The 25900-nt window shown below is 47.7% G+C and carries 22 protein-coding genes and 3 riboswitches; of the genes, 18 read left to right on the top strand and 4 right to left on the bottom strand.

Annotated elements, in window-relative coordinates:
• Positions 1-29: 29 nt before the first annotated feature.
• Positions 30-1265: a peptidase T gene (gene pepT, locus Ami103574_RS10115; protein ID WP_163066899.1), complete on the top strand. Its 1236-nt coding sequence runs from the start codon at positions 30-32 to the stop codon at positions 1263-1265.
• Positions 1266-1298: 33 nt separating this feature from the next.
• Positions 1299-2825, top strand: coding sequence for an aminotransferase class I/II-fold pyridoxal phosphate-dependent enzyme (locus Ami103574_RS10110; protein ID WP_163066898.1), 1527 nt, complete (start codon positions 1299-1301; stop codon positions 2823-2825).
• 98 nt (positions 2826-2923) lie between these two features.
• Here Ami103574_RS10110 and Ami103574_RS10105 read toward each other — a convergent pair whose 3' ends face one another.
• From Ami103574_RS10105 to Ami103574_RS10095, 3 genes are read right to left on the bottom strand one after another with little or no spacing between them, the layout of a single operon-like run.
• On the bottom strand, positions 2924-5113 hold the full coding sequence (locus Ami103574_RS10105; protein WP_163066897.1) for a hypothetical protein: 2190 nt from the start codon (positions 5111-5113) through the stop codon (positions 2924-2926).
• Entirely contained in the window at positions 5088-5984 is an 897-nt protein-coding gene (locus tag Ami103574_RS10100) for an ABC transporter ATP-binding protein (RefSeq protein ID WP_163066896.1), read from the bottom strand. Before Ami103574_RS10100 ends, Ami103574_RS10105 begins: the two co-directional genes overlap by 26 nt.
• Positions 5981-6364 (bottom strand): GntR family transcriptional regulator, encoded by a 384-nt coding sequence (locus tag Ami103574_RS10095; protein WP_163066895.1) that lies wholly within the window; start codon positions 6362-6364, stop codon positions 5981-5983. Before Ami103574_RS10095 ends, Ami103574_RS10100 begins: the two co-directional genes overlap by 4 nt.
• Before the next feature lie 159 nt (positions 6365-6523).
• A riboswitch (cobalamin riboswitch) is annotated at positions 6524-6722 on the top strand.
• A 227-nt stretch (positions 6723-6949) separates the two neighbouring features.
• On the opposite strand from Ami103574_RS10095, the gene Ami103574_RS10090 reads away from it, so the two are divergent.
• The 15 genes from Ami103574_RS10090 (at position 6950) to Ami103574_RS10020 (ending at position 24248) form a co-directional block, all read left to right on the top strand.
• A complete protein-coding gene (locus Ami103574_RS10090) occupies positions 6950-7228 on the top strand; it encodes a hypothetical protein (protein WP_163066894.1) in 279 nt (92 codons plus the stop codon).
• A gap of 48 nt (positions 7229-7276) precedes the next feature.
• Positions 7277-8320: a sugar phosphate isomerase/epimerase family protein gene (locus Ami103574_RS10085; protein WP_246213124.1), complete on the top strand. Its 1044-nt coding sequence runs from the start codon at positions 7277-7279 to the stop codon at positions 8318-8320.
• Positions 8321-8324: 4 nt separating this feature from the next.
• A complete protein-coding gene (locus Ami103574_RS10080; RefSeq protein WP_163066893.1) occupies positions 8325-8915 on the top strand; it encodes a DUF2284 domain-containing protein in 591 nt (196 codons plus the stop codon).
• Positions 8916-8952: 37 nt separating this feature from the next.
• Complete coding sequence (locus tag Ami103574_RS10075) at positions 8953-10038, top strand: homing endonuclease associated repeat-containing protein (protein ID WP_163066892.1); 1086 nt, start codon at positions 8953-8955, stop codon at positions 10036-10038.
• Between the two features lie 129 nt (positions 10039-10167).
• Positions 10168-10385: riboswitch (cobalamin riboswitch) on the top strand.
• 114 nt (positions 10386-10499) lie between these two features.
• The gene (locus Ami103574_RS10070) at positions 10500-12182 is read left to right on the top strand and encodes an S-layer homology domain-containing protein (protein WP_163066891.1); all 1683 of its coding nucleotides are present in this window, start codon (positions 10500-10502) and stop codon (positions 12180-12182) included.
• A 12-nt stretch (positions 12183-12194) separates the two neighbouring features.
• Positions 12195-13082 (top strand): DUF4430 domain-containing protein, encoded by an 888-nt coding sequence (locus tag Ami103574_RS10065; protein WP_163066890.1) that lies wholly within the window; start codon positions 12195-12197, stop codon positions 13080-13082.
• Between the two features lie 5 nt (positions 13083-13087).
• The gene (locus Ami103574_RS10060) at positions 13088-14023 is read left to right on the top strand and encodes an energy-coupling factor transporter transmembrane component T (protein WP_330587010.1); all 936 of its coding nucleotides are present in this window, start codon (positions 13088-13090) and stop codon (positions 14021-14023) included.
• Complete coding sequence (locus Ami103574_RS10055) at positions 14007-16667, top strand: ATP-binding cassette domain-containing protein (protein ID WP_163066888.1); 2661 nt, start codon at positions 14007-14009, stop codon at positions 16665-16667. The genes Ami103574_RS10060 and Ami103574_RS10055 overlap by 17 nt, the downstream gene beginning before the upstream one ends.
• An 83-nt stretch (positions 16668-16750) precedes the next feature.
• Positions 16751-16969, top strand: a riboswitch (cobalamin riboswitch).
• A gap of 122 nt (positions 16970-17091) precedes the next feature.
• On the top strand, positions 17092-18426 hold the full coding sequence (locus tag Ami103574_RS10050; protein WP_163066887.1) for a diaminopimelate decarboxylase family protein: 1335 nt from the start codon (positions 17092-17094) through the stop codon (positions 18424-18426).
• A 455-nt stretch (positions 18427-18881) separates the two neighbouring features.
• On the top strand, positions 18882-19808 hold the full coding sequence (pyrB, locus tag Ami103574_RS10045) for an aspartate carbamoyltransferase (RefSeq protein WP_163067977.1): 927 nt from the start codon (positions 18882-18884) through the stop codon (positions 19806-19808).
• An 11-nt stretch (positions 19809-19819) separates the two neighbouring features.
• Positions 19820-20251 carry an aspartate carbamoyltransferase regulatory subunit gene (locus Ami103574_RS10040; protein ID WP_330587008.1) on the top strand — a complete coding sequence of 144 codons (432 nt, stop codon included), beginning with the start codon at positions 19820-19822 and terminating at the stop codon, positions 20249-20251.
• 3 nt (positions 20252-20254) lie between these two features.
• On the top strand, positions 20255-21556 hold the full coding sequence (locus Ami103574_RS10035) for a dihydroorotase (protein ID WP_163066886.1): 1302 nt from the start codon (positions 20255-20257) through the stop codon (positions 21554-21556).
• 56 nt (positions 21557-21612) lie between these two features.
• Positions 21613-22512 carry an orotidine-5'-phosphate decarboxylase gene (gene pyrF, locus Ami103574_RS10030; RefSeq protein WP_163066885.1) on the top strand — a complete coding sequence of 300 codons (900 nt, stop codon included), beginning with the start codon at positions 21613-21615 and terminating at the stop codon, positions 22510-22512.
• Between the two features lie 22 nt (positions 22513-22534).
• On the top strand, positions 22535-23344 hold the full coding sequence (locus tag Ami103574_RS10025) for a dihydroorotate dehydrogenase electron transfer subunit (protein ID WP_163066884.1): 810 nt from the start codon (positions 22535-22537) through the stop codon (positions 23342-23344).
• The gene (locus tag Ami103574_RS10020; RefSeq protein ID WP_163066883.1) at positions 23337-24248 is read left to right on the top strand and encodes a dihydroorotate dehydrogenase; all 912 of its coding nucleotides are present in this window, start codon (positions 23337-23339) and stop codon (positions 24246-24248) included. The genes Ami103574_RS10025 and Ami103574_RS10020 overlap by 8 nt, the downstream gene beginning before the upstream one ends.
• Before the next feature lie 54 nt (positions 24249-24302).
• Here Ami103574_RS10020 and Ami103574_RS10015 read toward each other — a convergent pair whose 3' ends face one another.
• On the bottom strand, positions 24303-25235 hold the full coding sequence (locus Ami103574_RS10015) for a helix-turn-helix transcriptional regulator (RefSeq protein ID WP_163066882.1): 933 nt from the start codon (positions 25233-25235) through the stop codon (positions 24303-24305).
• A 116-nt stretch (positions 25236-25351) separates the two neighbouring features.
• Here Ami103574_RS10015 and Ami103574_RS10010 point away from each other — a divergent pair, with 116 nt between their 5' ends.
• Entirely contained in the window at positions 25352-25864 is a 513-nt protein-coding gene (locus Ami103574_RS10010; RefSeq protein ID WP_330587007.1) for a cysteine hydrolase family protein, read from the top strand.
• Positions 25865-25900 lie beyond the last annotated feature (36 nt).

Genomic DNA, 25900 nt, shown 5'->3' with positions numbered 1-25900 from the left:
AATTACAGCAAATTTGGGGAGGAGAAAACATGAAACCTATTTTAGAGAGATTTATCCAGTATGTGAAAATTGACACGGAATCGGTGGAAGATGCAGGAACGGTTCCTAGTACAAAAGGGCAGTTTGACTTGGCTAACAAGTTGGCTGAAGAATTGAAGGCTCTGGGAGCGGAAAATGTCAAAGTAGACCAGCATGCCTGTGTGACGGCAAAGGTTTCCAGCAATCTGGAGCCGGGAAAGAACGTGCCTGCTATTGGTTTTATCGCCCACTTAGATACTGCGCCGGACTGCTCCGGCAAGGATGTGAAGCCACAGATTTTTTCGGATTATGATGGAGGTACGATTCTCATTAATTCGGAAAAGCAGATTTCCATCAGTCCGAACACCAACCCAGAACTGACGGATTACGTCGGTCATACCATCGTCACCTCAGACGGAACTACGCTGTTGGGTGCTGACAACAAGGCAGGTATTGCCATCATCATGGACATGCTGACTCATGTGAAAGCCGATGCTTCATTCAGGCATGGAGATATCTGCGTGGCCTTTACGCCTGACGAAGAGGTTCAGGGCGGGGCAGAGCTGTTTGATATTGAAGGCTTCGGAGCCGATTTCGCCTTTACCATCGATGGGGATGGACTAGGTGAATTCAACTGTGAGACCTTCAATGCGGCAGATGCGCATGTGGAGTGTGCCGGAGTTTGCATCCATCCGGGAGCGGCCAAGAACAAGATGGTTAACCCTATCGTTTTGGCAAATGAGTTTTTATCAGCCTTGCCTAGGACAGAGGCCCCGGAGACGACAGAGGCCCGGGAAGGGTTCTATTACGTCTATGAAATATCTGGAGATACGGATGTGGCTAAGATTGATTTGCTTCTGCGAGATTTCGATCAAGACAGCATGGAGAAGCGGATGGCTTTTCTGAAGGACACGGCAGCTCAGATTAACCAGCGATGGGGAAAGGATTACGTGACTGTCGACATCAAGATGCAGTATCATAATATGAGTGATTTCCTGAAAGATCAGGAACACATTACGGAGACGGCACTGGAAGCTTATCGGCAGTGCGGGCTGAATCCTCGTGTGGTGGCGGTGCGAGGGGGCACAGACGGTTCCACCTTATCTAGAAGAGGACTGCCAACGCCGAATCTTTTCGTGGGTGGGCATAATTATCACAGCGTTTCAGAATTTGCTTCCGTTGAGGCGATGGAAAAATCCAGAGATGTGGTACTAAAGATTCTAGAATTATATGCGCAAAAGGCGTAATGATAGAAAACAGGGAAAGAAGGAAGTAAAAGCATGAAGGAGCAGAGAGGAATAACGAGCTTTTTAATGGCACACCGGTCGGGCAATCCCGTTTCCTTTCACATGCCGGGGCATAAGGGGGCCCGCCTTTACAGGCAGTTTGGTTATGACTCTGTTTTAGATCACTTGATGGACTGCGACATTACGGAAATTCAAGGAGCAGACAACTTGTTTCAAGCAGAAGGCATCATTCGGGAAACTATGGCCAAATATGAGGAGCTTTATCAGGTGCGAAAATCTTACTTGTTGGTAAACGGTACCAGCGGTGGGTTGATTGCGGCCATTCTGTCTGCCGTCAAACCGGGCGGTAAGCTGCTCCTGGCTAGAAACTGCCATAAGTCCGTATTTAATGCCATGTCCCTAGGACGTATTCAGCCGGCCTACATCTACCCGCAAATGCTGGATCAATTTGGCATCAGCGGTCAGGTGGAGCCAGAGGCGGTCCGGCAGCAGCTGCTGGCTCATCCGGATGCGGAGGCGGTTATTCTGACCAGCCCCAACTACTACGGCATTTGCAGCGATATTCAGCAGATTGCGGACTTGGTTCACAAAGCCGGGAAAATTCTTATTATCGACCAGGCTCACGGCGCCCATCTGAAATTCTTCAGCCGATTTTCCGGTGAGGAGACAGGTACTGGGACAAGGGTGTCACCAATCAACGAAGAGGGAAAAGACGAGGGAAACGGCCGAAACCCGCTGCCAAAAGCAGCAGAGGAATGCGGAGCCGATGTGGTCATCAACAGCATTCACAAAACCCTTGCTTCTTTTACCCAGAGTGCTGTACTGAACGTAGTATCTGAGCGCATTGATTTGGATTTGCTGGAAGACAAATTGCAGCTAGTGGAGAGCACCAGCCCTTCCTATCTGCTGATGAGCTCGCTGGATATCAATGCGAACCTGCTGCTAGAGCAAGGGCCTCAGCTCATGGGTCAATGGCGGGATCATTTGCTGGCATTCTATAAAGAGGCCCGGCAGCTTCCGGGTCTGAGGTTGATTGATAAGGGGACAGCCATGGACTGGACCAAGATCAATCTGGATATGAGCGCCTGGGGCCTGTCAGGCCATGAAGCGGAGGCTTTGCTTCTGGAACAGAACATCTTTGCGGAGCTGGTGACGGGAAATATTCTCATGTGTATGAGTGGCATCGGCAACGTAAAGTCGGACTACGACCGATTGCTACAAACATTGGAAGACCTATGTCATAAAAGGGACCATGGAAGAGCAGCAAACGCTAAGGTTCCGGCTGGACGGCTGATGGAACTGGCTAGGGCCATTCCTGAGCCACAAAAGCTGTATCCGCTGCCTGAAAGGAAGGAACTGGTCTCTTTGTCCGATGCAGTAGGGCAGATTTGTGCACTGTCCATCATCCCTTATCCGCCGGGTATTCCACTAGTTTGCCCGGGAGAGGTGATCAGCTCGGAGGCCGTCGCTTACGTAAAGGCCCTGAAAGAAGCTGGACAGACGGTCATGGGTTTGAGCCCATCGGGGCAGGTGGCCGTTGGCGGAAGGCCTGCGGAATAATAAAAATTAAAAAGGAGGCAGTCTGCTGAAATCCTATTGGTTCCCAGCAGACTGCCTCCTTTTTTATGTTGATTTGATTGTTTGATAGATCAAAGCCATTATTCAAAATACCCGCTGATAAAGGCCGGGACGTTTTCCGGATCGTAGAAAATGGTGTCTGAATACGCGCTACGGATACCATCTCTCGGCTTAAAGACGATAGTTCCCTCATAGTACAGATCGTAATTGTTATTCCAGCCGGAGAAGGAGTTTAAAATCTGCTGAATCTGCTGCGGGTCGGTGATAATCAACTGGTTTTCAGTCTCTTCTGCCGCCGCCTGTTCTGTCATTTCAGCGGTGGTGAATTCCTTCGTGTCCAAGGCAGCCCGTTCAGCGGCCTCTTCTTCATTCTTCTTCACATCCTGTTTTGTGAAAATGATGCTGGCAATTTGATCCGGAGCGAATTCCAGATAAGTTCCGTAGCCGTTATCTCGCAGCCATTTAATCGTCTGAACGTCAGTGGATAAAATGCTTAAATCCAAGGTAGTCCTTTCCAATTTATGTTTTTCATTCAGATATGTGTAGTCCAAATACAGGGTACAATAAGAGTGCAGGCTGCTTACCTCTTGTTCATACGTCCTGTTTTGGAAGTCTGTTTCCATGGCTGCCAGCAATTCACCGATTCTACTCTGATCTGTAATCAGCAGGTGTGAAGCCAGGCTATCATCATAGTAAAAGCTGTTTTCCAGGGTAATCTTGGTAAACGATTGATGATTCAGGCGGTTGAAGGAGAAATAATCCTTGAACTCCTGAGATTCGTAAACCTGTTTAAAATACGGATTGGCGTGTACGCGCTTATACGTCAAGTTGTAGGCCCGCTGGAGGTCCAGAGGGGTGGACATGTCATAAAACAGGTCAATCAAGTAGGACTGTACATTGAGGCTTTCCTCCTTTTCAATCTGCTTCTTGTCTTTGACGATTTGCCGGTGCAGGTTGGTCAGCGCCTGAATATTCTTTGGGTCAGTAAAGCGAAAGGCCGTCTTATCATACTGACCGGGTTGTTTGGAAAACAGATGTGCCGTATAGCGGCTATCGCTGTTGAAAGATTTGAAGCTGTTGGAATATACGCCTTTCAGCGAACTCTCTTTGGGAACGCGGTCTTCAAAGTTGGTCAAATCCAGAGTGATAGATGAAATAAAGAGTGCGGCACCTAGGGCGAAAATACCAAAGCTCTTCAAGCTGCTTTTATTAAATATCCGGGGGGTCTTCAGTACGATCATCCGTCCTAAAATAAAGGAGATTACTCCACCAGCGGCCAGGCCGGAATAAAAGTAGGCGTCGACATTTTGCCCTCCATCTTCACTGTTGGCAGTAGCCAGGGACGTAAAGTAATAGGACATGAGAGACATGCCGAAGTAAGCGATTAAGTAGCAGATGGCTGGAATCATAAAGTGAAAGACAATAGGGTCTCCGGCTTTTTCCATCTGCCGCTTCTGGTATAGGAAGGAGGACAGGGCGACAATCCCAACAAATAGCAGCAGATAATAGACTTGGAAGGCCGGTGTAAATTCTCCTCCGCCGACGGCAGACTGCACAAAAGGGGAGAGACCAGCAAGAATCTTCCCGTGAATTCCTTCTGCAGTGAATCCAAACAGGTAGTTGGAGCAATACATGACAAAGGTCAGATATAGTGCCGGGGCCAGGAAGTTAAAACCTACAGCCAGAGACAGATGCATGACTGAATTTCCTGTTACCAGACCTGCAAATATGGAGATGGCGTAAATTACCATCAGAATCAGCAGAGAATGCCAGAACCACTGGAACACATTGGCATGAGTGAAAATATTTATCGCACTTTCATCCAATATGGTCATCCTCGGATAGTCCTTATACATGTAAGGATCATAGGTAGGCTTGACAATCAGCTGAAAAATGATTTCATTGGCCAGCAAGGGCAAAAGAATCAGAATGAAGCCCGACAGAAAACTGCTGTTAAACAGCTGGGCCCTGGTAAAGGGCATGGCATGCATAGTTGTCACGGAGCTGGACGTCTGCAAATAGCGGAAGATAATCACCGCCGTGATGATGGGCAGCATCAAGTGAATCGCCATGAAAAAGGGCTGGCTGTTGCTCAGGCACATATCTATGTAGGAATACATGTGGTCGATGGTCCGATAGCTCATAAGGATAGGAAATATGCCTGATAGAAAGTAAGCCAGAAAGCCCACAGCAGGTATAGCCCAGAACCGCCGAAGATTTTCCTTCACCAGAGGGATGGACACACTAAAATATGATGTTCTGGATTTCATTGTCAACGCCTCCTAATTCGTAAATAAAAATTTCCTCCAGGGACAGGGGCAGCATATCAAAGAGTACCGGTTCTCCGGCCAGGATAATTTGCTCCACAAATTCCCGCTTATCCCGCACGATGAGCAGGTCTACTGTTCCCCGGGCTTCCCGGTGAAGTACATTTAATTGCTTGTAAGGTTCGGACGGTTTGTTTTTATAAGCCACCTGAATCTTGTGCACATCGGATTTCAATTCGTCCAAATCCCGTTCCATGACCATATGGCCTTTGGAGAGAATACCGATGGAATCACAGATGCCTTCCAGTTCTTTTAGATTGTGAGAGGATACCAGCACAGTCATTTCCCGTTCTGCCACATCCTCCACAATGTACTTCCACACCAGCTTGCGGACAATAGGGTCCAGCCCGTCAATGGGTTCATCTAAAATCAGGTAATCCGGCATGGAAGACATAATCAAGACGAAAGCTGCCTGTTTCTGCATACCCTTAGAAAATCGGGCTAGTTTTCTATTTTCACTCAGGCCAAATTGCGTGACCATGTGGGCGTATCGTTGGGCATTCCAATTGGGATAGAGGTTCTTATAAAACTTAGACATTTCTTTTAAATTATAAGTAGAAAAGAAAAACAGGTCGTCGGGTATAAAGCCCATGCGCTGCTTGATCTGCCGATTGTCAAAGACGGCTTCTCCATCAATGGTTATCTGGCCAGAATCGGGGCAGACAATACCTGTGATATGCTTTATAATAGTGGTTTTTCCGGCTCCGTTGGTACCCACCAGGCCGTAGATCGATCCTTTGTTTACGTGGAGGTTCAGGTCGGTAAGCGCCTTAAACTGGTCGAAGCTCTTATTTACGTCCGTCACTTTGATCATATATTTTCACCTCTTCTTTCGATCAGTTGAAGCAGCAGCTTTTCAATCTCTTCCACGCTTAAACCGAGAAAATACAATTCCTTGATGTCGTTTTTTATCCGTCCGGCAATCTCTTCTAGCTGGGCGGGATTAATAGCTGTCTTCTTGGGAATGGCTACAAAAGTGCCTAGTCCGGTGACGGTGTACACGTATCCCTGATATTCCAGTTCTCGATAAGCTTTTTGCACCGTGTTGGGATTGACGGTAAGCATTTTAGATAATTCCCGTACTGAGGGCAATTTTTCCTCCGGCAGCAAAACTTCTGCGATAATTAGTTCTTTGAGGTTATCCACTACTTGTTCGTATATGGTTTTTCTGCTTTTAAAATCTAGCTGGAACATATAAATCACCTCCTTTTTATCATAGATTTAGTGTACTATGCCAAGTAATACACTGTCAATGAGAAAATCCCTAAAACCTGGAGAGGATGGAAAATATAAATTTTTATGGGGTTGACAAAGTTAAAGAGGGTGTGATACCATAAATGTAATAAGTGAATAAAACGTTTATGTTCTGCAAGTTAGAGCTTTTTTAAAAGTTTGTAGCTTCGCAGCTAAGAGGGAAGCAGGTTTAAGTCCTGCGCGGTCCCGCCGCTGTATGCAGGGAGTTTTTTTCAAGGTGCCACTGGATTTTTCTTATCTTGTCCGGGAAGGCGAAAAAAACCATGATCTGCGAGCCAGAAGACCTGCATAAATTGTTTGAGCGGCCGACGGGTGATCGGCGTTGCTTCAAAGCCTTATGAGGATGAGGATATACAGTAAATACGGACTGTAGCGGTTAGCTACAGTTTTTTTGTTTGCCTATCTGCTAAGCAATCTTCATCCGCCAAGAAAAACGTCTTTTCATTCCTGAGGGTCTTCACAGACCTGTCTGCATGGGCAGATGTGTGGGGCCCTCATCCTTTCAATAATTAGGAGGTGAGTGCAATGAATATTAACTGGTTTAAGAATCAAGATAATGTGGTTTATGCTAATACACAGGAGTTTATTGACAACTTTGCCAAGGAGACAGGCATTTCCGATTTGGGAGCAAAGATTGCCGCCTTTAAGAAGGACCCTACACCGGAAGGGGTTACGGTTACTGGAAAGAAGAGAACTAGCATCAAGCTTTTAGTTCCCAATTTAACATTTCGAGAAGAGATTGAAATGGGAGAAAATGTTTGGATTTACATGGGTGAAAACTATGAAAGCTACTGTTTATATTAACTAAAACTGTAATAAATAACATACAGAAGTCTTTTAGAAGTCTCTTAGTTGAGTAAAGAAATGCGCTTTCGGCACTCATCTAGAGACTTTGTTGTATTGGCGAAAGGATTAGGCCTGCATATGCTTCAACTGATAAATATGCCTCTGGTAGACGAGGTTTTAAAGGAGTACCAAGACAGCAACCAGCTGGAGGAAGTCTGCCGCCGGTACGGCTGCCAGGGAATCGAGGCCATTTGGGGCGGAGAAGACTGCGAATTTTCGCTAGACAGAAAATTGATTCGGGGCTGGCACCTGGCTTTTTTCTGTGACTGGGTGGATCTTTGGAACAACAATGAGATTCAGCTCATGCACAAGTTTAAATCAAAAAAAAGCTGGGAGATGTTTTACGGCGGACCGAACAGGGAGGCCTTGATTAAGCTTCTCAGCGAGGATTTGGACCGAGCACAGCAGTCGGGAGCCGAATACGTAGTCTTTCACGTGTCGGATGTCTCTGTAGAAGAAGTTTATACCTATCAATGGCTGCACAGCGATGAAGAGGTGGTGGATCGAACGGCAGAGTTGATTAATCTGCTGATGGACGGGAAAAAATATACGTTCAAGCTGCTTCTGGAAAATCTCCATTGGGCGGGCTTCACTTTTACCAAACCTGATATTACGAAGCGCATGCTAAAAAATATCCATTATCAGAACAAGGGTATTATGTTGGATTTGGGACACCTCATGTGTACGAACTTGGAGCTGCAGAGCCAGGAAGAGGCGATTGATTATATACATAAAATGCTTGATGAACACGGCATCCTCTGCCGATATATAAAAGGGGTGCATCTGCATCAGTCGGTAAGCGGAGAATATACGAAGGAGCACCTCTGTATTGTACCAAAGCTGCCGGAGGATTACTTGGAAAAGTTTGCGGTGTCTTATCAGCATATTTTAAATATTGACACCCATCAACCCGTTACACATCCGGGCATCCAGAGTCTCATAGAGCGAATTGCTCCAGAATATCTGGTTCATGAGCTGGCGTCTTCCGGCAGAGCTGACAAGGAAAGAGTCCTGAAGATTCAAACGGAGGCTTTGGGGTGGAAAGGATAAAAACATGAACTATAAGACGGAGCACATCAGCACCGAGATGGAAGTCTCAAAATATGTGAAAGAGTACGTCAACGTGGAGGAATTCTTGGAATACTGTAAGCAATGCAGCAGCTATGGCCAAAAGTGGACCTGCCCGCCCTTCGATTTTGACCCGATGGGGTATTGGAATCAGTTTCAGCGGATAGTACTCTTGGGAAGAAAGATCGTTTTTGACCAGCAGGATCAGCAGCAGTTGTCCAAGGAGGCGGCTAAAGAGGAGATGTATGATATCCTTGCGGCAGAGAAAAAGATCCTGTCGGAAGAACTCTATGAGATGGAAGAAAAGCTTGTTGACAGTGTCAGCCTGTCGGCGGGAAGCTGTTCTCTCTGCGGAGATCGCCTGATGGAGACCCACAGCTGCACTCGCAGTGTCTGTCCCGAAGGCAGTGCCAAAGAAAGCTGCCGCTATTATCATAAGCTGCGGTACAGCATTGAGGCTCTGGGGGGCGATGTGGGACGCACGTGCAGCAAGCTGCTGGGCGTGGACTTGGAATGGCTGGAGCCGGACAAGCTGCCCTCTTATTTTGTGCTGGTTTGCGGCTTGCTGAAAAAATAAGGGGAATAAGACACAAAAGAAAGAAGGGAACACAGACATGCAGAAGGAGAGCATAGCAGCACAATACATAGAGGAGTTTCAGAAGATTGTTTCCCAGGCTATCGCTTCGGGAAAGCTGGAGCACGATAAGGAAGGGCCAAAGGCTGAGCGAATTTTTGAATATTCGCAGATCAGCGCAGGAAGGGGCCGAATTGTTTATTCCAGTTTTTCTGACGAAGCGCTATGCCAAGTCTTAATCCAAAAAACCAAGGAGTTGGGCCATGTCCCGGCACAAAAAGAACTGTATTGGATTTATCGAATCTACATAAAAAAGCGTTTTGGCAACTGGCCCAAAGCCTTGATTGCCGCAGGCCTTTCCAAAAAGGCGGGCAAAGATGGGGACTCCTATGAGAAGGTGACCATGAAACGCCAGCAAGAAGAGGAAATGCTGGAGCACCTTCGGCAACTGGCCAACGATTTGGGCAGACCTCCTCACATGCATGAAATGTCGGAGGCCGCAGAATTGTTTCGATTTAAATACGACACCTGGGCTCAGCTTCTGGAAGCGGCGGGCATTGATAATAACTGGAAAAGCCAGGAACCGGTTTATAAGGTTTGTGATTTATTACCAGAGGAGTGGGAGCTGCTGGAGTCTATTTATGACACCGCCAATCGATTAGGCAGACCGCCTATGCGCATGGAAATTTCTCCAGAGGTCCGCAGCAGGTTGAAAAAGCGCTGTGGTACCTGGAGAAATATCCTTTATCAGATACATATGGAACCCATCCAAAAGCTGTGCCCTTTTCAGTCCACCTTTCTGGATGGACGAAGGAGCCGACAGATTAAACATAGTGAAATGCTGGAGGACAGCTTGTTTAAGCTGGTCAACCCAGATAAAGAGACTGTCCGTCAGTTGAACCTGCTTCGCAGGCAGGCAGTCAGCCTTCGCAGACCCCCTATTAAATCGGAAATCCCAAAGGAGGTATGGAAAAACCTGATGGCTCGCTGTGCCAACTATAGAAATATTCTCTATCAGATTGGCATGGAACCAGTGGACAAGGTGCAGGAAAAAGAGATTGAGAAAGCTAATCGGCGGACCCGGAAGTTTCAGCAGAAGCATAGTGCTCAGTATCAAGGTCTTTAGATTCATCGGCCTAGAGCAAGAAATTACAGGCTCGGACGCAAAATTTTGCAGGAGCGGCCCTATTTACAAAAAGCAGCTTTGATGATACAATATTTGATAAGAAATGAGGTTTTTTTAATCTCATCCAATTGAATAGGAATGCTTTTGTGTTTTCTTTCTGCTGGCTAAAGCAGAAGGATGTAATAGGGAATTGAGTGCAAGTCTCAAACGGTACCGCCGCTGTAAACATGGAACTCGTGTTTGGACCAAGTCAGCCACTGATGAAAATCGGGAAGGCAAACAGGAGTGATGGATTGAAAGGTCCTGGAAGTGTAAGTCAGAATATCTTCGCAAATGTTTGTTTTTTTGTCCCACGGATTATGGGAACAAAGGAGTTATGATCAGTACAGAAATACGGCTGTGACAAGGTTAAATTGTCACAGCTTTTTTTGTGTGCATGAGAAAAGGAAGGAGAAAAAAGAATGAAAAGAGAGCAACAGATGAGAAGAACAAGTCTGCTGATTACCCTAATCTTGGCGGTGGCCATGATTTTTGGCAGCCTACCGGTTTTTGCGGCAGATGCCCAGACGGTACAGGCGGCAATGAATGACACGGCAGCCTACATGTATAAGACAGTGAAAGAGCCTCAGGTGAGTTCTATCGGTGGAGAGTGGGCTGTGCTGGGATTGGCCAGAAGCGGCTATGATGTGCCGGATACATATTACAAGGACTATTACAACAGGGTGGTGGACTACGTGAAAGCCTGTAAGGGCGTACTCCACGACAAGAAGTATACCGAATATTCCCGAGTGACCGTGGCTCTTTCTGCCATTGGGGCAGATCCCACTAACGTAGGAGGTTACAATCTGTTGACTCCCCTGGGGGATTTCGACAAGACTATTTGGCAAGGCATCAATGGCCCTATTTGGGCCTTAATCGCTTTGGACAGTGGAAATTATCCAATGCCGGAAAACAAGGCGGCGGCTACTCAGGCCACCAGACAGATGTATATTGATGAGATTTTATCCCGTCAGCTGTCTGACGGCGGCTTTTCACTCTTCGGCGGCGCAGATGGTGCTACAGCCGAAAGTGAAGGATCTGATCCAGACATTACGGGCATGGCGCTCCAGGCTTTAGCCAAGTATCAGGATCAGCCTAAGGTCAAGGAGGTAACCCAAGAGGCCCTGAAATGCCTGTCTGCCATGCAGCGAAGTGATGGCGGGTTTTCCAGCTGGGGCACGGCGAACTCCGAAAGCTGTGTACAGGTTGTTGTCGCTTTGTGCGAATTAGGAATTGCCCAAGATGACAGCCGATTTGTGAAAAATGGACACACGGCTGTAGATAATCTATTAACGTTCTATCAGAAGGGCAAGGGTTTTCTGCACACAGCAGATGGCAGCGGCAGCAACCAAATGGCAGCAGAACAGGGATTTTACGGTCTAGTTGCTGTAGGCCGAGCTCAGCAAGGGAAGAATAGCCTTTATCGCATGAGCGATGCTTCATCCCCGGCTTCTACCACCGGAGAGACTAATGCAGAAACCACCGGACAGGGCCTGGCGAATAAACAGGCTGACGTGAAGAAGCAAAACGTAACACTGCCAGGCAAGACCTTTTCGGATATAGCTGGCCACAAGAACCAGTCGGCGATGGAAGCACTCAGTGCCAGAGCTATTATCAATGGCAAAACAGATGATAAGTTCATGCCTAACGACACCATGACCAGAGCTGAATTTTCTACTATTGTTGTTAAAGCACTGGGTTTAGAGCCAAAGAGCGGCAATAATTTCTCTGACGTAGATTCCACCTCATGGTATGCTCCTTATGTGGGAACTGCTTACCAGTATGGCATCGTCAAGGGTACCTCTGAGGACACATTCTCACCAAGCGGAACTATTACCAAGCAGGAAGCGGCTGTCATGGTAGAGCGGGCAGCCAAGCTGGCAGGCATAAGTAAGAACATGGATGCAGCGACTGTGCAAGATACGCTGGCGCAGTTTACAGACTACGTTACCGTAGCAGAATGGGCTAAATCCAGCATGGCTTTCTGTTATGATGCGGGCATTCTCTCTCAGGAGAAGATGGATATTCTGCCAAAGAACGCGATTAAGCGCTGTGAGGTTGCTGAGATGTTGTTTCAGATGCTCACCGCTGCAAAGTTGATGTAAAGGAGGTCAGTCATGAAACTCACAAAGGGTAAGCTGATCGCCGCAGGTGTTATCTGCGGGGCATTGGTGATCACCTATGTGGCAGGGGGCGGCTATGCAGTAAAGGATAGTACCCCCCTGTCAGCAACAAATTCGGTGACCGACTCAGCGGTGGCAGCGGTCTCTTCTCAGGAAGATTTCCTGACAGCCACTGGGGGAGCTGTGGTCGAAAACCCTAAAGATTCTGAGGCAAAAGACGGTAGTGGCAAGAGCAGTGCAGACGGCCAAGAAAAGGGAACGATGACTGCTGCACAGAAGGTGGCTCTGGCCCAGAGCATGGGCAGTGATGCCTCTTCCGCAGGAGTCAAAAAAGGATCTTCGGACTACTCTCAGTCTAAAGGGATGAGCTTAGATCCGGAAACAGGAAAGGACAAATATCTCACTGAACCAGTGCCAGAGGGAAAACCGGTGCCTGTGGAGCCACAAAATACGGTGATTTCAGATAAGAAACTCACCTGTACCCTTTCTGTTCGCTGTGATACCATCTTAGACAATATATCGGCGCTGGATCCGGAGAAGGTAGAGCTGGTCCCTACCAGCGGGGCTATTCTGGCTACGGCTACAGTAACCTTTTACGAAGGGGAAAGTGTTTTCAACGTGCTCCAGCGAGAAATGAAAAAAAATAAAATTCATATGGAATTTGTTAATACGCCGCTCTATAACAGTGCCTATATTGAAGGCATAAACAATCTCTATGAGTTCGATTGCGGGGAACTGTCTGGCTGGATGTACAAAGTCAACGACTGGTTTCCCAATTATGGATGCAGCCGTTATCAGCTGAAACAGGGAGATGTAATCGAATGGGTTTACACCTGTGACTTAGGTCGGGATGTGGGCGGCTATTATTCCACGGGAGGCTGATGCAGATGATAAACAGAGACACCTTTTCAAGTTATCATCCTCTGGTTAATTTTGTCTATTTCGGTTTAGTGCTAGCCTTCTCCATGATATTTGTCCATCCCGTGTGTCTGGGTATATCGTTAATTTGTGCCTTGACGTATGCTATCTATTTAAACGGGAAAAAGGCGGTGCGCTTTAGCTTGCTGTTCATGCTGCCGGTCTTTGTAATCACGGTTCTGATGAATCCGGCCTTTAACCACGAGGGAGGAACGATTCTTACATATTTGCCGAGCGGAAATCCCTTGACCCTGGAATCCATGGTCTATGGCATGGTGGCAGCCACCATGCTCATTGGGGTGATTTCCTGGTTTTCCTGCTACAACGCAGTTATGACCTCCGATAAATTTGTCTATCTGTTCGGCCGGGTAATCCCGGCCTTATCCCTTATTTTATCCATGGTGCTGCGCTTTGTGCCTCGGTTTAAGACACAGCTTCAGGTGGTGTCCAACGCGCAGCGGTGCATTGGCCGAGACATTTCCAGCGGAGGAGTCCTTCAGCGGGCCAGAAAAGGGCTGACCATCCTTTCTGTTATGGTAACCTGGTCTTTGGAAAATGCCATTGAGACGGCAGATTCTATGAAGAGCAGGGGGTATGGTTTGGAGGGGCGAACCGCTTTTTCCATTTATTCTATGGACAGGCGGGATGGCATAGCGCTGTTATTTCTCACAGTCTGTGGACTGTATATTATCGCAGGTGCCTTTGCCGGCGGTCTCTACTTTCGATATTTTCCCACAATAAAAGGGGTGAGCCCAGGTCTCTACCCCTTTAGTCTTTTTATCTGTTATGCCGCACTCTGCCTGATGCCTGTGATCCTGAACGTGGCTGCAGATGCCCGGTGGAGGGCACTAGAGACAGGCAACAGCATGAGAAAGGAGGAATCGCAGATTGAATCGGTGCTTTGACATTAGAAATCTAAACTTTGCTTATCCAGAGCAGACAGAAAAGACCTTGACGGATGTAAGTTTTTCCGTAGAGCCGGGAGAATTTATTGCCTTGTGCGGACCCTCCGGCTGCGGGAAATCTACGCTTTTGCGTCAGTTAAAAACGGTAATCGCTCCTCATGGGGCTAGGCTGGGGGATATTTTTTTTGAGGGTAAGCCACTGCAAGAAGTATCGCTGCGGGATCAGAGTGCCCGTATCGGTTTTGTGCAGCAGAACCCCGATAATCAACTGGTAACAGACAAGGTATGGCATGAGCTGGCCTTTGGACTGGAGAGCCTGGGCTATGATACGGCCACCATTCGAGGGCGGGTGGCGGAGATGTCCAGTTTCTTTGGCATTCAGACCTGGTTTTATAAGTCGGTAAAGGAACTTTCCGGCGGACAGAAACAACTTTTAAACCTCGCCTCTATCATGGCCATGCAGCCTTTAGTGTTGATTCTCGATGAACCGACCAGCCAGCTGGACCCCATTGCGGCGGCAGACTTTTTGGCTACTGTGGGGAAGATTAACCGAGAGTTGGGGACTACCGTTATCATAACGGAGCATCGGCTGGAGGAAGTATTCCCGCTCAGCAATCGAGTTTTGGTCATGGATCGAGGCAAGCTGATTTATCAAGGGGAGCCACATCAGGTGGGGACGGCTCTTCAGGAGCACGGCCACAGCATGTTTATGGCCATGCCTACTCCCCTGCGGATATTTGCCGCCGTGCCCAATAAACTGCAGTGTCCAGTAACAGTAAGAGAGGGCCGATTGTGGCTGGAGGAAATAGCAAAGGAGCGGGAACTGGCTGCAATACCAGCAGAGCTTAAACCAGAGTTGAAAGAGATGCCAGTGCTGGAGCTAAAGGACCTATGGTTTAAATATGAAAAGGATCTGCCCGATGTGATTAAAGGGCTGTCTTTGCAGGTGAGGCCGGGAGAATTTCTGGCAGTACTAGGAGGGAATGGTACCGGAAAGACGACGACCTTGTCTCTGATTGCGGGGATTAATCGACCATACCGGGGAAAGATTTTAGTTCAAGGGAAAGATGTGACAGGGAATTTGAGAGGGGTTCTGGCTCAGATTGGCTCCCTGCCACAAAATCCACAGGCTCTTTTTGTCAAGAAAACGGTGGAAGCAGATTTGCTGGAAGTGCTCAAGGAACGGAAGCTGTCCAAGGAACAGCAGGGGGAAAAGCTGGAACGGGTGTTGAAGCTCTGTCGGCTGGAACAGCTTCGCACCCGACATCCTTATGACTTGTCAGGGGGAGAACAACAGCGAGCAGCTTTAGCCAAGGTTCTGCTTTTAGAACCGCAGATTCTGCTGCTGGATGAACCGACTAAGGGGCTGGATGCCGAGTTTAAGGAACTTTTCGCCGAGATTTTGCAGCGGCTGCTTCGCCAGGGTGTTTCCCTGGTCATGGTTAGCCACGACATCGAATTCTGTGCTAAATATGCCCATCGCTGCGCGATGTTTTTTGATGGAAATATTGTTACCGAGGATACGCCGCGGGCTTTCTTTTCTGGAAATAGTTTTTACACCACCGCAGCAAACCGTATGGCCCGTCAATTGCTGCCGGAGGCGGTGGCCGCTGAGGATGTCATCCTTGCCTGCGGTGGAAAGGTGCCCCCTGGACCACAATTGCCAGCAGAGGATTTGTATAGGCCGGATAAGGTGGTAGAGAAGGCAAACCAAGCCCCAAAAAGTCACAAGCTGCCTCTATGGCGGCGGATTTTAGCGGGAGCAGCGGGAATTTGCGCTTTGACTCTGGCCTATGTAGCGCTGCAAGGATCCCAGATAATCCAGCTGGAGCCCTTGGAACAGAGTATCTATTTTATCGCCTCTCTGGTGGTATTAGCGCTGGCCATTTCCCAGCGGAGCCAACAACCGATAGAGGTCATCCAGATTCAGAAAGAGAAGCGCAGGTTGTCCAAGCGGACAGTAGCCGCAGCAGTGATGATTCTGCTGGCCATTCCCCTGACCCTTTACGTGGGGGTATTCTACTTTGGTGATCGGAAATATTACTTTATTTCCTTATTGATCATCCTTGAAACTATGCTGCCTTTTGTCTTGGCTTTTGAGGGGCGCAAGCCTCAGGCCCGAGAGTTAATCATTCTGGCAGTGCTGTGTGCCTTGGGGGTGGCCGGAAGAGCTGCTTTTTTCATGTTGCCTCAGTTTAAACCAGTGGCAGCCATGGTAATCATCGCCGGCGTAGCTTTCGGCGGGGAGGCTGGGTTTTTGGTAGGTGCTATCACCATGTTAACCTCCAATATGTTGTATGGACAAGGGCCTTGGACGCCATGGCAGATGTTTGCTATGGGGGTGATCGGATTTTTAGCGGGGATATTGTTCCGCAAAGGCCTGCTGCTCAGAGGCCGCTTACCGCTGTGCGTATTTGGCGGCCTAGCCGTGTTAGTGATTTATGGCGGCCTGATGAATCCTGCCACGGTGCTGACCTACAACGCCAATCCCACCTGGCCAATGTTCGTCGCAGCCTATGTTCTGGGACTTCCCTTTGATTTAGTCCACGCAGCGGCTACGGTCATCTTCCTGTGGTTCATGTCCCAGTCTATGCTGGAAAAGCTGGACCGCATTAAAGTAAAATACGGTTTGATGGACCAGTGAATCTTGTTATAAGTCGTATGAGCAGGATTTATTTGAAAATATACCTTGAAAGGAACTGGCGTGTGTGATATGATGAATGAAGTAAATTTATATCACTTCCATGTTTCAGTATTGCCCAAAGGCAATATCTGACTAAGAGGGAATCTGGTGAAATTCCAGAATGGACCCGCCACTGTGAGTGAGGAGTTTCTTCTAAGATTTACCCTTGAAAAGAGGGTGATAGCCACTGAGCGTTAGCTTGGGAAGGCGAGAAGAAATGAGGATACACGAGTCAGGAGACCTGCATGAGAAGCACGCCGATCCACGGGTAACATGGACTGTCGGCAGACAATAAGGAAAAACAGTAAAACGGACTGCGATTTTTTGTCGCAGTTTTTTTGTTTATAAGGCGGGGCTATTTATACAACGGATCGGGAGGTCGCACATGAACATTTTTGAAAACAAGATCTTTAAAGTAGAAGACGAGCACTTGTATTTTGACGGCAGGGATCTGACAAAGCTATCTGAAGTCTATGGGTCGCCCCTGTACATCTTTTCTGAACGAGAGTTGCGCAAGAACGTAAATGAAGTCATCGTAGCTTTTCGCACCGCATATGCTAAAACAAGCATTCACTATGCAGCCCAATGCGAATCTACCTTGGCGAATCTACAGGTCATTCGAGATGCGGGTTGTAATTTGCAGGTTAATTCGGGCGGAGAGTTGTTTAAAGGCCTACAGGCTGGTTTTGAAGGACGGCAAATTATTTTTACGGGTGCCTGCAAGACGGCAACAGAGCTGGAGCTGGCCATCCGCAGCTGTGTGAAGGCTATTAATGTGGATTCTATCTATGAGCTGACTAGGATTGCCGAGATTGCGCAAGAGTTGGATATGCCGGTTAATATCGCCCTGATGGTAGCGCCGGATTCTTCTTATTATGGTCAGGATTCACGAGGGGAGAACATCCCAGAAAGTGAATTTGGCATTACTTTTGAACAGTTGAGGACTGCTATCCGCATGTCTCAGAAGAACAAGCAGCATATCCGGCTGCGGGGCTACCACTTACAGCTGCAAAAGGGACTGGATAAGCCAGAGGATGCTCGTGGAGCCTTTGCTGCTATGCTGGAAACGGCGGTGAAGATGTATCAGCTCACCGGCTTCATTCCTCGTACGCTGAACTTGGGAGGCGGCATGTCACCAGAAGATTTAGAAGAAATTGCCTGTAAGGTGGCAGAGGAACTGAGCATGGAAAAAGTAAAGACGTGGGCGGGAGACCCTCTGCAAGATTTCTTTCAGGGAGTGGAGTTGATTATTGAGCCAGGTAAAAAGATTGCCGCTTCTGCGGGTATTTTACTCACCAGTGTGGTCAATGAGAAGTATCGGAAAAATCTCAACGAAAACTGGCTGGTTCTGGATGAAGGCTTTGAAGGCATGGGGAGCGGACGACCGCAGAAGAAGAGGCTGGAACACGGTCAGCTGCTGTGTGCTAATAAAATCACTGAAAAGCATGGCATGCCGTACCGAATCAGCGGCTTGGCGGCTGAAACCTCCGGGGGTGCCTGGCTGCCTAACAGTATGACAGCGGGAGATTTGGTAGCTTTTATGGATGCGGGCGCCTATAATAACTCCTGTCTGCCTTCCTTCAATGGCAGGCCGCGGCCAGGAGTGGTCATGATCAAAAAGAACGATACGGTGAAAGAGATTAAACGGCCTCAGAGGTATGAGGATTTGCTAGAGGGGGAAGAGCCCTTTCGGGAACCACTGAATCTCTGTGTCATATGAGATGAATCCCAGCCTCTTTGGGGGCTGGGATAAAATTTTCTGAAACCTCTGAAATAAATGAATATAAAATACATCATTTTGCCATGGGTTTTTCTATTGACACCTGCCGGTATGCATGGTATTATACTAAAGATTTAGGCGCGACAGAACGAGACAAAACTCGTTTGGTGGTGAAAAATGGTGTTTAGGAAGGAGCGATACATATGCTGATGTCTTATGAGAGGTACGTGAAAGAAAACGAGGTTTTTGCCCTCCCGGCAGAAAATGAGGCGGAGTATCCTTCGGTTTTTGAATTGATTTGTTTGTTGCCATTGTCTGGAAAATCTGTTCAATTAGAGACACCATCATCCTCTGATGATTGTATTATTTAATCTTCCAATATTGGAAGATTTTTTTTTGCGCATTTATACTCTTTTGAAGAAAGAATAAGTGCATGTGGAAAGGAGACTTGAATGATGTTAAAAGGTAGAGATTTGTTGGAACCCATGGACTTCTCTATAAAAGAGCTGGAAGATATGTTTGATTTAGCTGATCGGATTATAGAGGACCCTGCCAAGTATGTTCATGCCTGTGACGGCAAGCTGTTGGCCACGTTGTTTTACGAACCCAGCACCAGGACGCGTTTCAGCTTTGAGGCGGCTATGCTTCGGCTGGGCGGTCAGGTTATTGGCTTTTCTGAGCCAAACTCCAGCTCTGTAGCCAAAGGAGAGAGCATTGCCGACACCATCAAGACGGTAGCCTGTTACGCTGATTTGGCGGTTATGAGACACCCGAAGGAGGGTGCCCCTAAAGTAGCTGCTCACAGTACAGAAATGCCAGTAATCAACGCTGGAGACGGAGGCCATCAGCATCCTACACAGACCTTGACAGATCTGCTAACTATCCGGCGGACCTTAAACGGATTTGATAACATTACTGTAGGCTGCTGCGGGGACTTAAAGTTTGGCCGAACGGTCCATTCCCTAATCAAGGCGCTTTCCAGATATAAAAACGTAAAATTCGTTCTCATCTCCCCAGAAGAACTGCGGATACCAGATTACGTGAGAAAAGAAATCTTGATGAAAAACGGCATTGAGTTTGAAGAAGTCCGCAGCTTTCAGGAAGCCCTGCCGAAGCTGGATGTGCTTTACATGACCAGAGTGCAGAAGGAACGGTTCTTCAATGAGGAAGATTACATCCGCTTAAAGGATACATATATCCTGGACAAGAGCAAGATGAAGCTGGCCAAGGAAAAGATGATTGTCCTCCATCCGCTGCCGCGAGTAAATGAAATTGCTGTAGAGGTGGACGAGGACCCGCGGGCCATGTACTTTGTGCAGGCCAAAAACGGCATGTTTGTCCGCATGGCTCTGATTATGAGCTTGCTTGGAATAGAAGGTTAAGGAGGAGAATTATGTTAGTAAACAGTATCGAAAAAGGAATCGTTATCGACCACATCACTGCCGGTCTGGGCGCCAAAATTCTGGAATATCTGGATATCGATTTGGCTAACAACACCGTAGCCTTTATTATGAACGCCAGCAGCAAGAAACATGGGAAAAAAGATATTGTCAAGATTCAAAATGTAATTGACGTAAATTTAGATGTGCTGGGTCTTATTGAGCCCAACGCCACAGTAAATATCATTGAAAACGGACAGATTATCAAGAAGATTGAGTTGCAGGTGCCAGAGCGGGTAACCAACGTAATTAAGTGCAAAAACCCGCGCTGTGTTACTTCGGTGGAGATCAACGCCCCGCACATCTTCCACCTAATCGATGCCGAGAATCGAGAATATCGGTGTGAATACTGCGATGAGATTGTCTGCATGAAAGGAGATTATTAAGCTATGAGAATTCTGGTAAAGAACGGGCTAATCCTGGACCCGGATTCTGGTTTAGAAGCAGCAGGAGATCTTTACGTAGAAGGACAGCAGATTGTTTGTATAAAGACGGGTGGAGAAACACGAGGCAGGCTGCCGGCCTGGGCCGAGCAGATACCAGCCCAGAATGGGGAAGAGACGGTGAAGGAAATCGATGCTACAGGCAAGTGGGTGGTTCCTGGTCTCATCGACCTCCATGTCCATTTGAGAGAGCCTGGGCAGGAATATAAAGAAGATATTTTTACAGGCTGTCAGGCCGCAGCCAAAGGTGGTGTTACCACCGTGTGCTGCATGCCCAACACCAAGCCTATCATCGACAGCCCAGAGGTGGTGACCTACATTGACGATAAAGCCAAGACAGCTTGTGGGGTTAATGTGCTGTCTGTAGGCAGCATTACCAGGGGCCAGAAGGGGCAGGAACTGGCAGACCTCCAGGGGATGGTTGCTGCGCAGACCCGCTGCAAGAATCTGATCGGCAAGGGCATTTGTGCCATCAGCGAAGATGGCCGCTCTGTCATGGATGCAGCCACCATGCTCCAAGGCATTCGGGCTGGAAAGGCGCTGGGCCTTCTGGTTTTTTCCCACACAGAGGATGACAGCTTGGCAGGGACTTCCATCGGGGAGGAGCTGATTGTGGCCAGAGACATTATGTTGGCCAAAGAAGCGGACAGCCCCATTCACTTATGCCACATCAGTACGGAAGGCAGTTTAGAGATTATCCGCCGGGCCAAGGCAGATGGGATTCCGGTTACGGCGGAAACAGCTCCCCACTACTTTCTGCTGGATAAAAGCAGCATCGGCAGGGACGGAAATCGAAAGATGAATCCCCCTCTCCGGCGAAAGGAAGACGTAGAGGCGGTCAAACGAGCGTTGCAGGATGGAACTCTGGATGTTATAGCGACGGATCACGCTCCCCACAGCCGGGAAGAAAAAGACTGTGGGTATGAGCAGGCCATGAACGGCGTAGTGGGACTGGAGACTTCCTTTGCGGTAAGCTATACTGTTCTGGTTCAGGGCGGTGTCTTGACGCCATTGGATTTAGTTGATAGAATGAGCTGTAAGCCGGCTGAAATCCTGGGATTGGACAGAGGCAGCCTGGGCGTGGGCAAGATAGCAGACCTGGCCATTATCGACGTGAATCAGCAATGGGAGATTCGGGAGGAAGAGTTTGCCTCCAAGGGAAGAAATACACCCTTTGCTGGGATGAAAGTCTACGGCAAGGTTACCCACACAATAGTAAACGGAACAATCATTTATGCGGCTGAGTAGCCGCATAAATTTTAGGCGAACAGCAGCTGCTGTATGCAGAAAGAAGGAGGTACGCGATGATCGATTCACTACTTAAAAAGATTGATGAACTAAATAACCCTACCGTGGTAGGTCTGGACCCTACTCTGGAGATGATGCCAGGCTCCTTGAAGGCGAACTTGTTTGAACAGTATGGAAAGACACCAGAAGCAGTGGGCCGTATATTCACCGCCTTTAATAAGGAAATTATCGACAGTGTGGCAGATATTGTGCCTGCCGTTAAGCCGCAGATAGCCATGTACGAAAAGTACGGCCTGGAAGGGCTTAAGGCCTATGCCGACACCATTCGTTATGCAGCAGAAAAGGGCTTGATTGTCATCGGTGATATCAAGAGAGGAGATATTTCTTCCACGGCGGCGGCGTATGCGGCCCACATCGGCGGCACCGATATCGAAGGGGAAGAATTTGACCTTTGGCAGGAAGATTGGATTACGGTTAACCCATACCTGGGAGTGGACGGCATTCAACCTTTTATAGATGCCTGCAACAAAAAGGACCGGGGCATATTTGTGCTGGTGAAAACCAGCAATCCATCCAGCAGTCAGCTCCAGGATATCGTGGTTGACGGACATACCATCTATGAGCGGGTAGCGGAACTGGTGGAGGAATGGGGCCGGCAGTCTATGGGAACGTTAGGATACAGTCGTATCGGTGCTGTGGTAGGGGCCACCCACAAAGAACAGGGAGAGAAGCTGAGAAAGCTGATGCCACAGACCTTCTTCTTAGTGCCGGGCTATGGGGCTCAGGGAGGCACTGGAGCCGATTTGCGGGGATTCTTTGATAAAGAGGGCAGAGGCTGTATTGTCAATTCCTCCAGAGGCATTACGGCGGCCTATAAAAAGGACAGCAGGTACGGAGACAAGGTAGGCGAGGCGGCCAGAGACGCTGCTTTGGCCATGAAGAACGACCTGAGATAGTATAATACAAGGTGGAGTAGTTATGAAGAAGATTATATGTGGAAAGGTGGCCTGCAATGAGGCCATCGCAAGGGATATATATAAAATGCAGATTCAATCCCCGGAACTTGGACAAGCCAAGCCGGGCCAGTTTGTCAATCTGTATCTGGCAGATAAAAGTATGTTGTTGCCCCGGCCCATCAGTATCTGTGATATAGAAGAAGGCTGTATGACTCTGGTATACAAGGTAGTGGGCAAGGGAACCAAGGCCCTATCGGCTTATAAGGAGCAAGATGATATTCGTGTCAGTACCCCTTTAGGGAATGGCTATTTTATAGAAGGAGAAGAGCTGGAACACCATACTTGCGACTATAGGGGAAAGAAAGTCGCCTTGGTAGGAGGCGGGATTGGCGTTCCGCCTATGGTGTTGCTGGCCAAACGGCTTCAGGAGCAAGGCGCGGAGGTTACTGCTGTGGTAGGCTTCCCCGAGGAGGCTTTTTTAATTCAGGAGCTGAAGGGCTTTTGTCAGTCGGTTCATATTGCTACTGACCGCGGGACGATTGGCTTTCATGGCAATGTGCTGGAGCTCATTCAGGAAAAAGAGATTTTGGCTCAGGAATATTTCGCCTGTGGGCCTAAGGTTATGCTGCGGGCCCTCAGTCAGTGGTGTCAGCAGCAACAGCTTTCCTGTCAGGTATCCCTGGAGGAGCGCATGGGTTGTGGCTATGGGGCTTGTGTAGGCTGCACCTGCAAGATTAAGGTCGTCACCGAGGCTGGTGTGGAAATTCAGCAGAAGGGCGTATGTAAACACGGGCCAGTGTTTTTTGGAGAGGAGGTGGCCTGGGATGCGTAAACTTGATTTGAGCGTGCAGTTTGCCGGTATTGAGATGAAAAATCCGGTGACGACGGCTTCGGGGACCTTTTCAGCAAGGGATAGCGGCCAGTTTTATGATATTGGACGGCTGGGTGCGGTGGTCACAAAAGGGGTGGCCAGTGAACCGTGGGCGGGCAATCCCACCCCACGAATTGGGGAGACTTACGGAGGCATGTTAAACGCAGTGGGGTTGCAAAATCCCGGTGCAGACGCCTTCATAGCGGATGAGCTGGCTTATTTAAAGCAGTTTTCTACGCCGGTCATCGCCAATGTAGCGGGACGGACGGCGGAGGAATACTGCCTGGCAGTGGAAAAGCTCAGTGAAACCGATGTGGCCATGTTGGAAATTAACATTTCCTGCCCGAATGTAAAAGAAGGCGGCATTGGCTTTGGCACAGATCCCCGGATGGCGGCAGAGATTACCCGAGCAGTCAAGAGCGTGAGCAAAAAACCCATCTTGGTTAAGCTGACCCCAAATGTAACAGATATTACAGAGATTGCCAAGGCGGTAGAGGCCGAAGGTGCCGATGGCATCTCTCTCATTAACACCTTGCTAGGGATGAAGATTGATGTACAGCGGAAAAAACCGGTGTTAGCTAACATCATGGGAGGCTTTTCCGGCCCAGCTATCAAGCCGGTGGCCGTGCGGATGGTCTATCAAGTACGGCGGGCGGTGCAGATTCCCATCATGGGTTTGGGGGGCATTATGACTGGTGAGGATGCAGCAGAATTTATTATGGCTGGGGCTGACGTGATTTCTGTCGGTACGGCGGCATTGGTGAATCCGACGGCGCCAGTGGATATTCTGGAGGAACTGGAAGCCTATATGGAGGAGCAGGGCTTTAAGACCATTGCGGACATTCGTCAGGCTTTTCAGGGATAGACAACCAGCATATCTAAAACAAGCGTATCGTTTCAGGTGAACGATACGCTTGTTCTAGTTTTCGTATAAGACAGCCATGTCACGTAGTCTGCGCTTCATCTCTGTGCGGATATGTAACGGCTCTACACACTCGCATTTATCGCCAAAACTGAAAAGAATATTGTAATAGTATTCGTTCTCTATGAAAGGAAAACGAACAAGGTAATGCTCTTCACCGTCTGGCGAAAAGTGTTCATAGGTGCAAAAATCAAGTACTCGGTCCATGATAGATTGATGAATACGAATTTTTATTTTTGTTTGCATCGTTGCTAACATATCAGTAAAATCTAACTGCGGTTTTTGATAATCTCGTGGTGTAAAAATTTCCTTTTGTATTTGTAGGTTTGATGTGCGGGATAATTTGAATAAGCGAAAATCATTTCTTTTATGGCAATACCCTTGCCAGTACCAATGACTATTTTTCAATACAAGCTGATACGGCTCAACTGTTCGGGCAGTTTTATTTCCATAGCGGTCTGCATATTCAAAGGTCAGCAGCTTGCTTTCCTGCAAAGCCGTCTTAAGGACTTCTAAATCTGATTGTAGGTTCCTGTTGCCCATCCACGGACTTAAATCTATATAAATTTGATTTGCTTTTAATTCAATGTCCTGCGCTTTATCAGCGGGGATAAAACTCTTGACTTTCGCCAGGGCGTTTACCAGTTCATCCCCTCGCATCATATTGGAAAGATTGGAAAGCCCCATCAAGATAGCGGAAAGGTCGGTAGTGGAAAAAACTTTTCTATCAATCTTGTATTTCTCCATGATTTCAAAGCCTCCGCCCACCCCCGATGTTGAGTGAACAGGAATACCTGCCATGTTGATCGCGTCCATGTCACGGTAGATTGTGCGGGGTGAAACTTCAAACATAGCTGCTAACTCCTGTGCGCCTATACGCTCTTTATCGAGGAGAATCATAATAATGCTAACAAGCCTGTCTACTTTCATCGGTAACCACCTTTCAAAATTTCTTTTTATTATTACGGATTATTGCCATACTGTTGTCAACAATTACATGATACAATAAAAAAGAAAACGAATCAATCTACCTATCAGGAGGCAACATGATGCAGAAAAAAGCTTTAGTAATAATTGATATTCAAAATGACATAACAAAGAATTACAAGGATATCATTGATAATATCAATAAAGCGATTGATTGGGCAGTTAATAATAATATTCATGTGATTTATATCAGGCATGAAAATTTGTCAGCTGGCACAAGGACTTTCAAACCCAATACACAGGGGGCTGAATTTGCTTCAGACCTAAAAATCGTCTCAAAAAATGTTTTTACAAAATATAAAGGAAATGCATTAAGCAGTGAAGGCTTTACAGATTTTATTAATAAAAATGAAATAGGTGATTTTTATATAGCAGGTGCGGACGCTGCTGCTTGTGTTAAATCAACCTGCTATAACTTATGCAAAGCAAATTATGGCGTTAATGTCCTATCAGATTGTATTACCAGTTATGATAAAAGGAAAATTGACGAAATGCTGGCCTATTACGAAAGCAAAGGAAGTAAAATCATTGGTTTAAAGGACCTCTTACTTAATCACATCGTTGAAGTATAGAGATATTAATGAATGCAGTTGAATCAGCCGATACCT

The organism is Aminipila butyrica (assembly GCF_010669305.1).
Lineage (GTDB): Bacteria > Bacillota > Clostridia > Peptostreptococcales > Anaerovoracaceae > Aminipila > Aminipila butyrica.
The sequence above is the reverse complement of the archived record's forward strand: the minus strand, read 5'-3'. Positions and strand labels throughout refer to the sequence as shown.

Coding starts and splice junctions, on each gene's coding strand:
- Ami103574_RS10025 (WP_163066884.1), top strand. CDS start 22,535: ATGAAGAAGATTATATGTGGAAAGGTGGCCTGCAATGAGGCCATCGCA.
- Ami103574_RS10075 (WP_163066892.1), top strand. CDS start 8,953: ATGCAGAAGGAGAGCATAGCAGCACAATACATAGAGGAGTTTCAGAAG.
- Ami103574_RS10035 (WP_163066886.1), top strand. CDS start 20,255: ATGAGAATTCTGGTAAAGAACGGGCTAATCCTGGACCCGGATTCTGGT.
- Ami103574_RS10065 (WP_163066890.1), top strand. CDS start 12,195: ATGAAACTCACAAAGGGTAAGCTGATCGCCGCAGGTGTTATCTGCGGG.
- Ami103574_RS10070 (WP_163066891.1), top strand. CDS start 10,500: ATGAAAAGAGAGCAACAGATGAGAAGAACAAGTCTGCTGATTACCCTA.
- Ami103574_RS10015 (WP_163066882.1), bottom strand. CDS start 25,235: ATGAAAGTAGACAGGCTTGTTAGCATTATTATGATTCTCCTCGATAAA.
- Ami103574_RS10090 (WP_163066894.1), top strand. CDS start 6,950: ATGAATATTAACTGGTTTAAGAATCAAGATAATGTGGTTTATGCTAAT.
- Ami103574_RS10040 (WP_330587008.1), top strand. CDS start 19,820: ATGTTAGTAAACAGTATCGAAAAAGGAATCGTTATCGACCACATCACT.
- pyrF (WP_163066885.1), top strand. CDS start 21,613: ATGATCGATTCACTACTTAAAAAGATTGATGAACTAAATAACCCTACC.
- Ami103574_RS10060 (WP_330587010.1), top strand. CDS start 13,088: ATGATAAACAGAGACACCTTTTCAAGTTATCATCCTCTGGTTAATTTT.
- pyrB (WP_163067977.1), top strand. CDS start 18,882: ATGTTAAAAGGTAGAGATTTGTTGGAACCCATGGACTTCTCTATAAAA.
- Ami103574_RS10020 (WP_163066883.1), top strand. CDS start 23,337: ATGCGTAAACTTGATTTGAGCGTGCAGTTTGCCGGTATTGAGATGAAA.
- pepT (WP_163066899.1), top strand. CDS start 30: ATGAAACCTATTTTAGAGAGATTTATCCAGTATGTGAAAATTGACACG.
- Ami103574_RS10095 (WP_163066895.1), bottom strand. CDS start 6,364: ATGTTCCAGCTAGATTTTAAAAGCAGAAAAACCATATACGAACAAGTA.
- Ami103574_RS10110 (WP_163066898.1), top strand. CDS start 1,299: ATGAAGGAGCAGAGAGGAATAACGAGCTTTTTAATGGCACACCGGTCG.
- Ami103574_RS10010 (WP_330587007.1), top strand. CDS start 25,352: ATGATGCAGAAAAAAGCTTTAGTAATAATTGATATTCAAAATGACATA.
- Ami103574_RS10080 (WP_163066893.1), top strand. CDS start 8,325: ATGAACTATAAGACGGAGCACATCAGCACCGAGATGGAAGTCTCAAAA.
- Ami103574_RS10050 (WP_163066887.1), top strand. CDS start 17,092: ATGAACATTTTTGAAAACAAGATCTTTAAAGTAGAAGACGAGCACTTG.
- Ami103574_RS10105 (WP_163066897.1), bottom strand. CDS start 5,113: ATGAAATCCAGAACATCATATTTTAGTGTGTCCATCCCTCTGGTGAAG.
- Ami103574_RS10100 (WP_163066896.1), bottom strand. CDS start 5,984: ATGATCAAAGTGACGGACGTAAATAAGAGCTTCGACCAGTTTAAGGCG.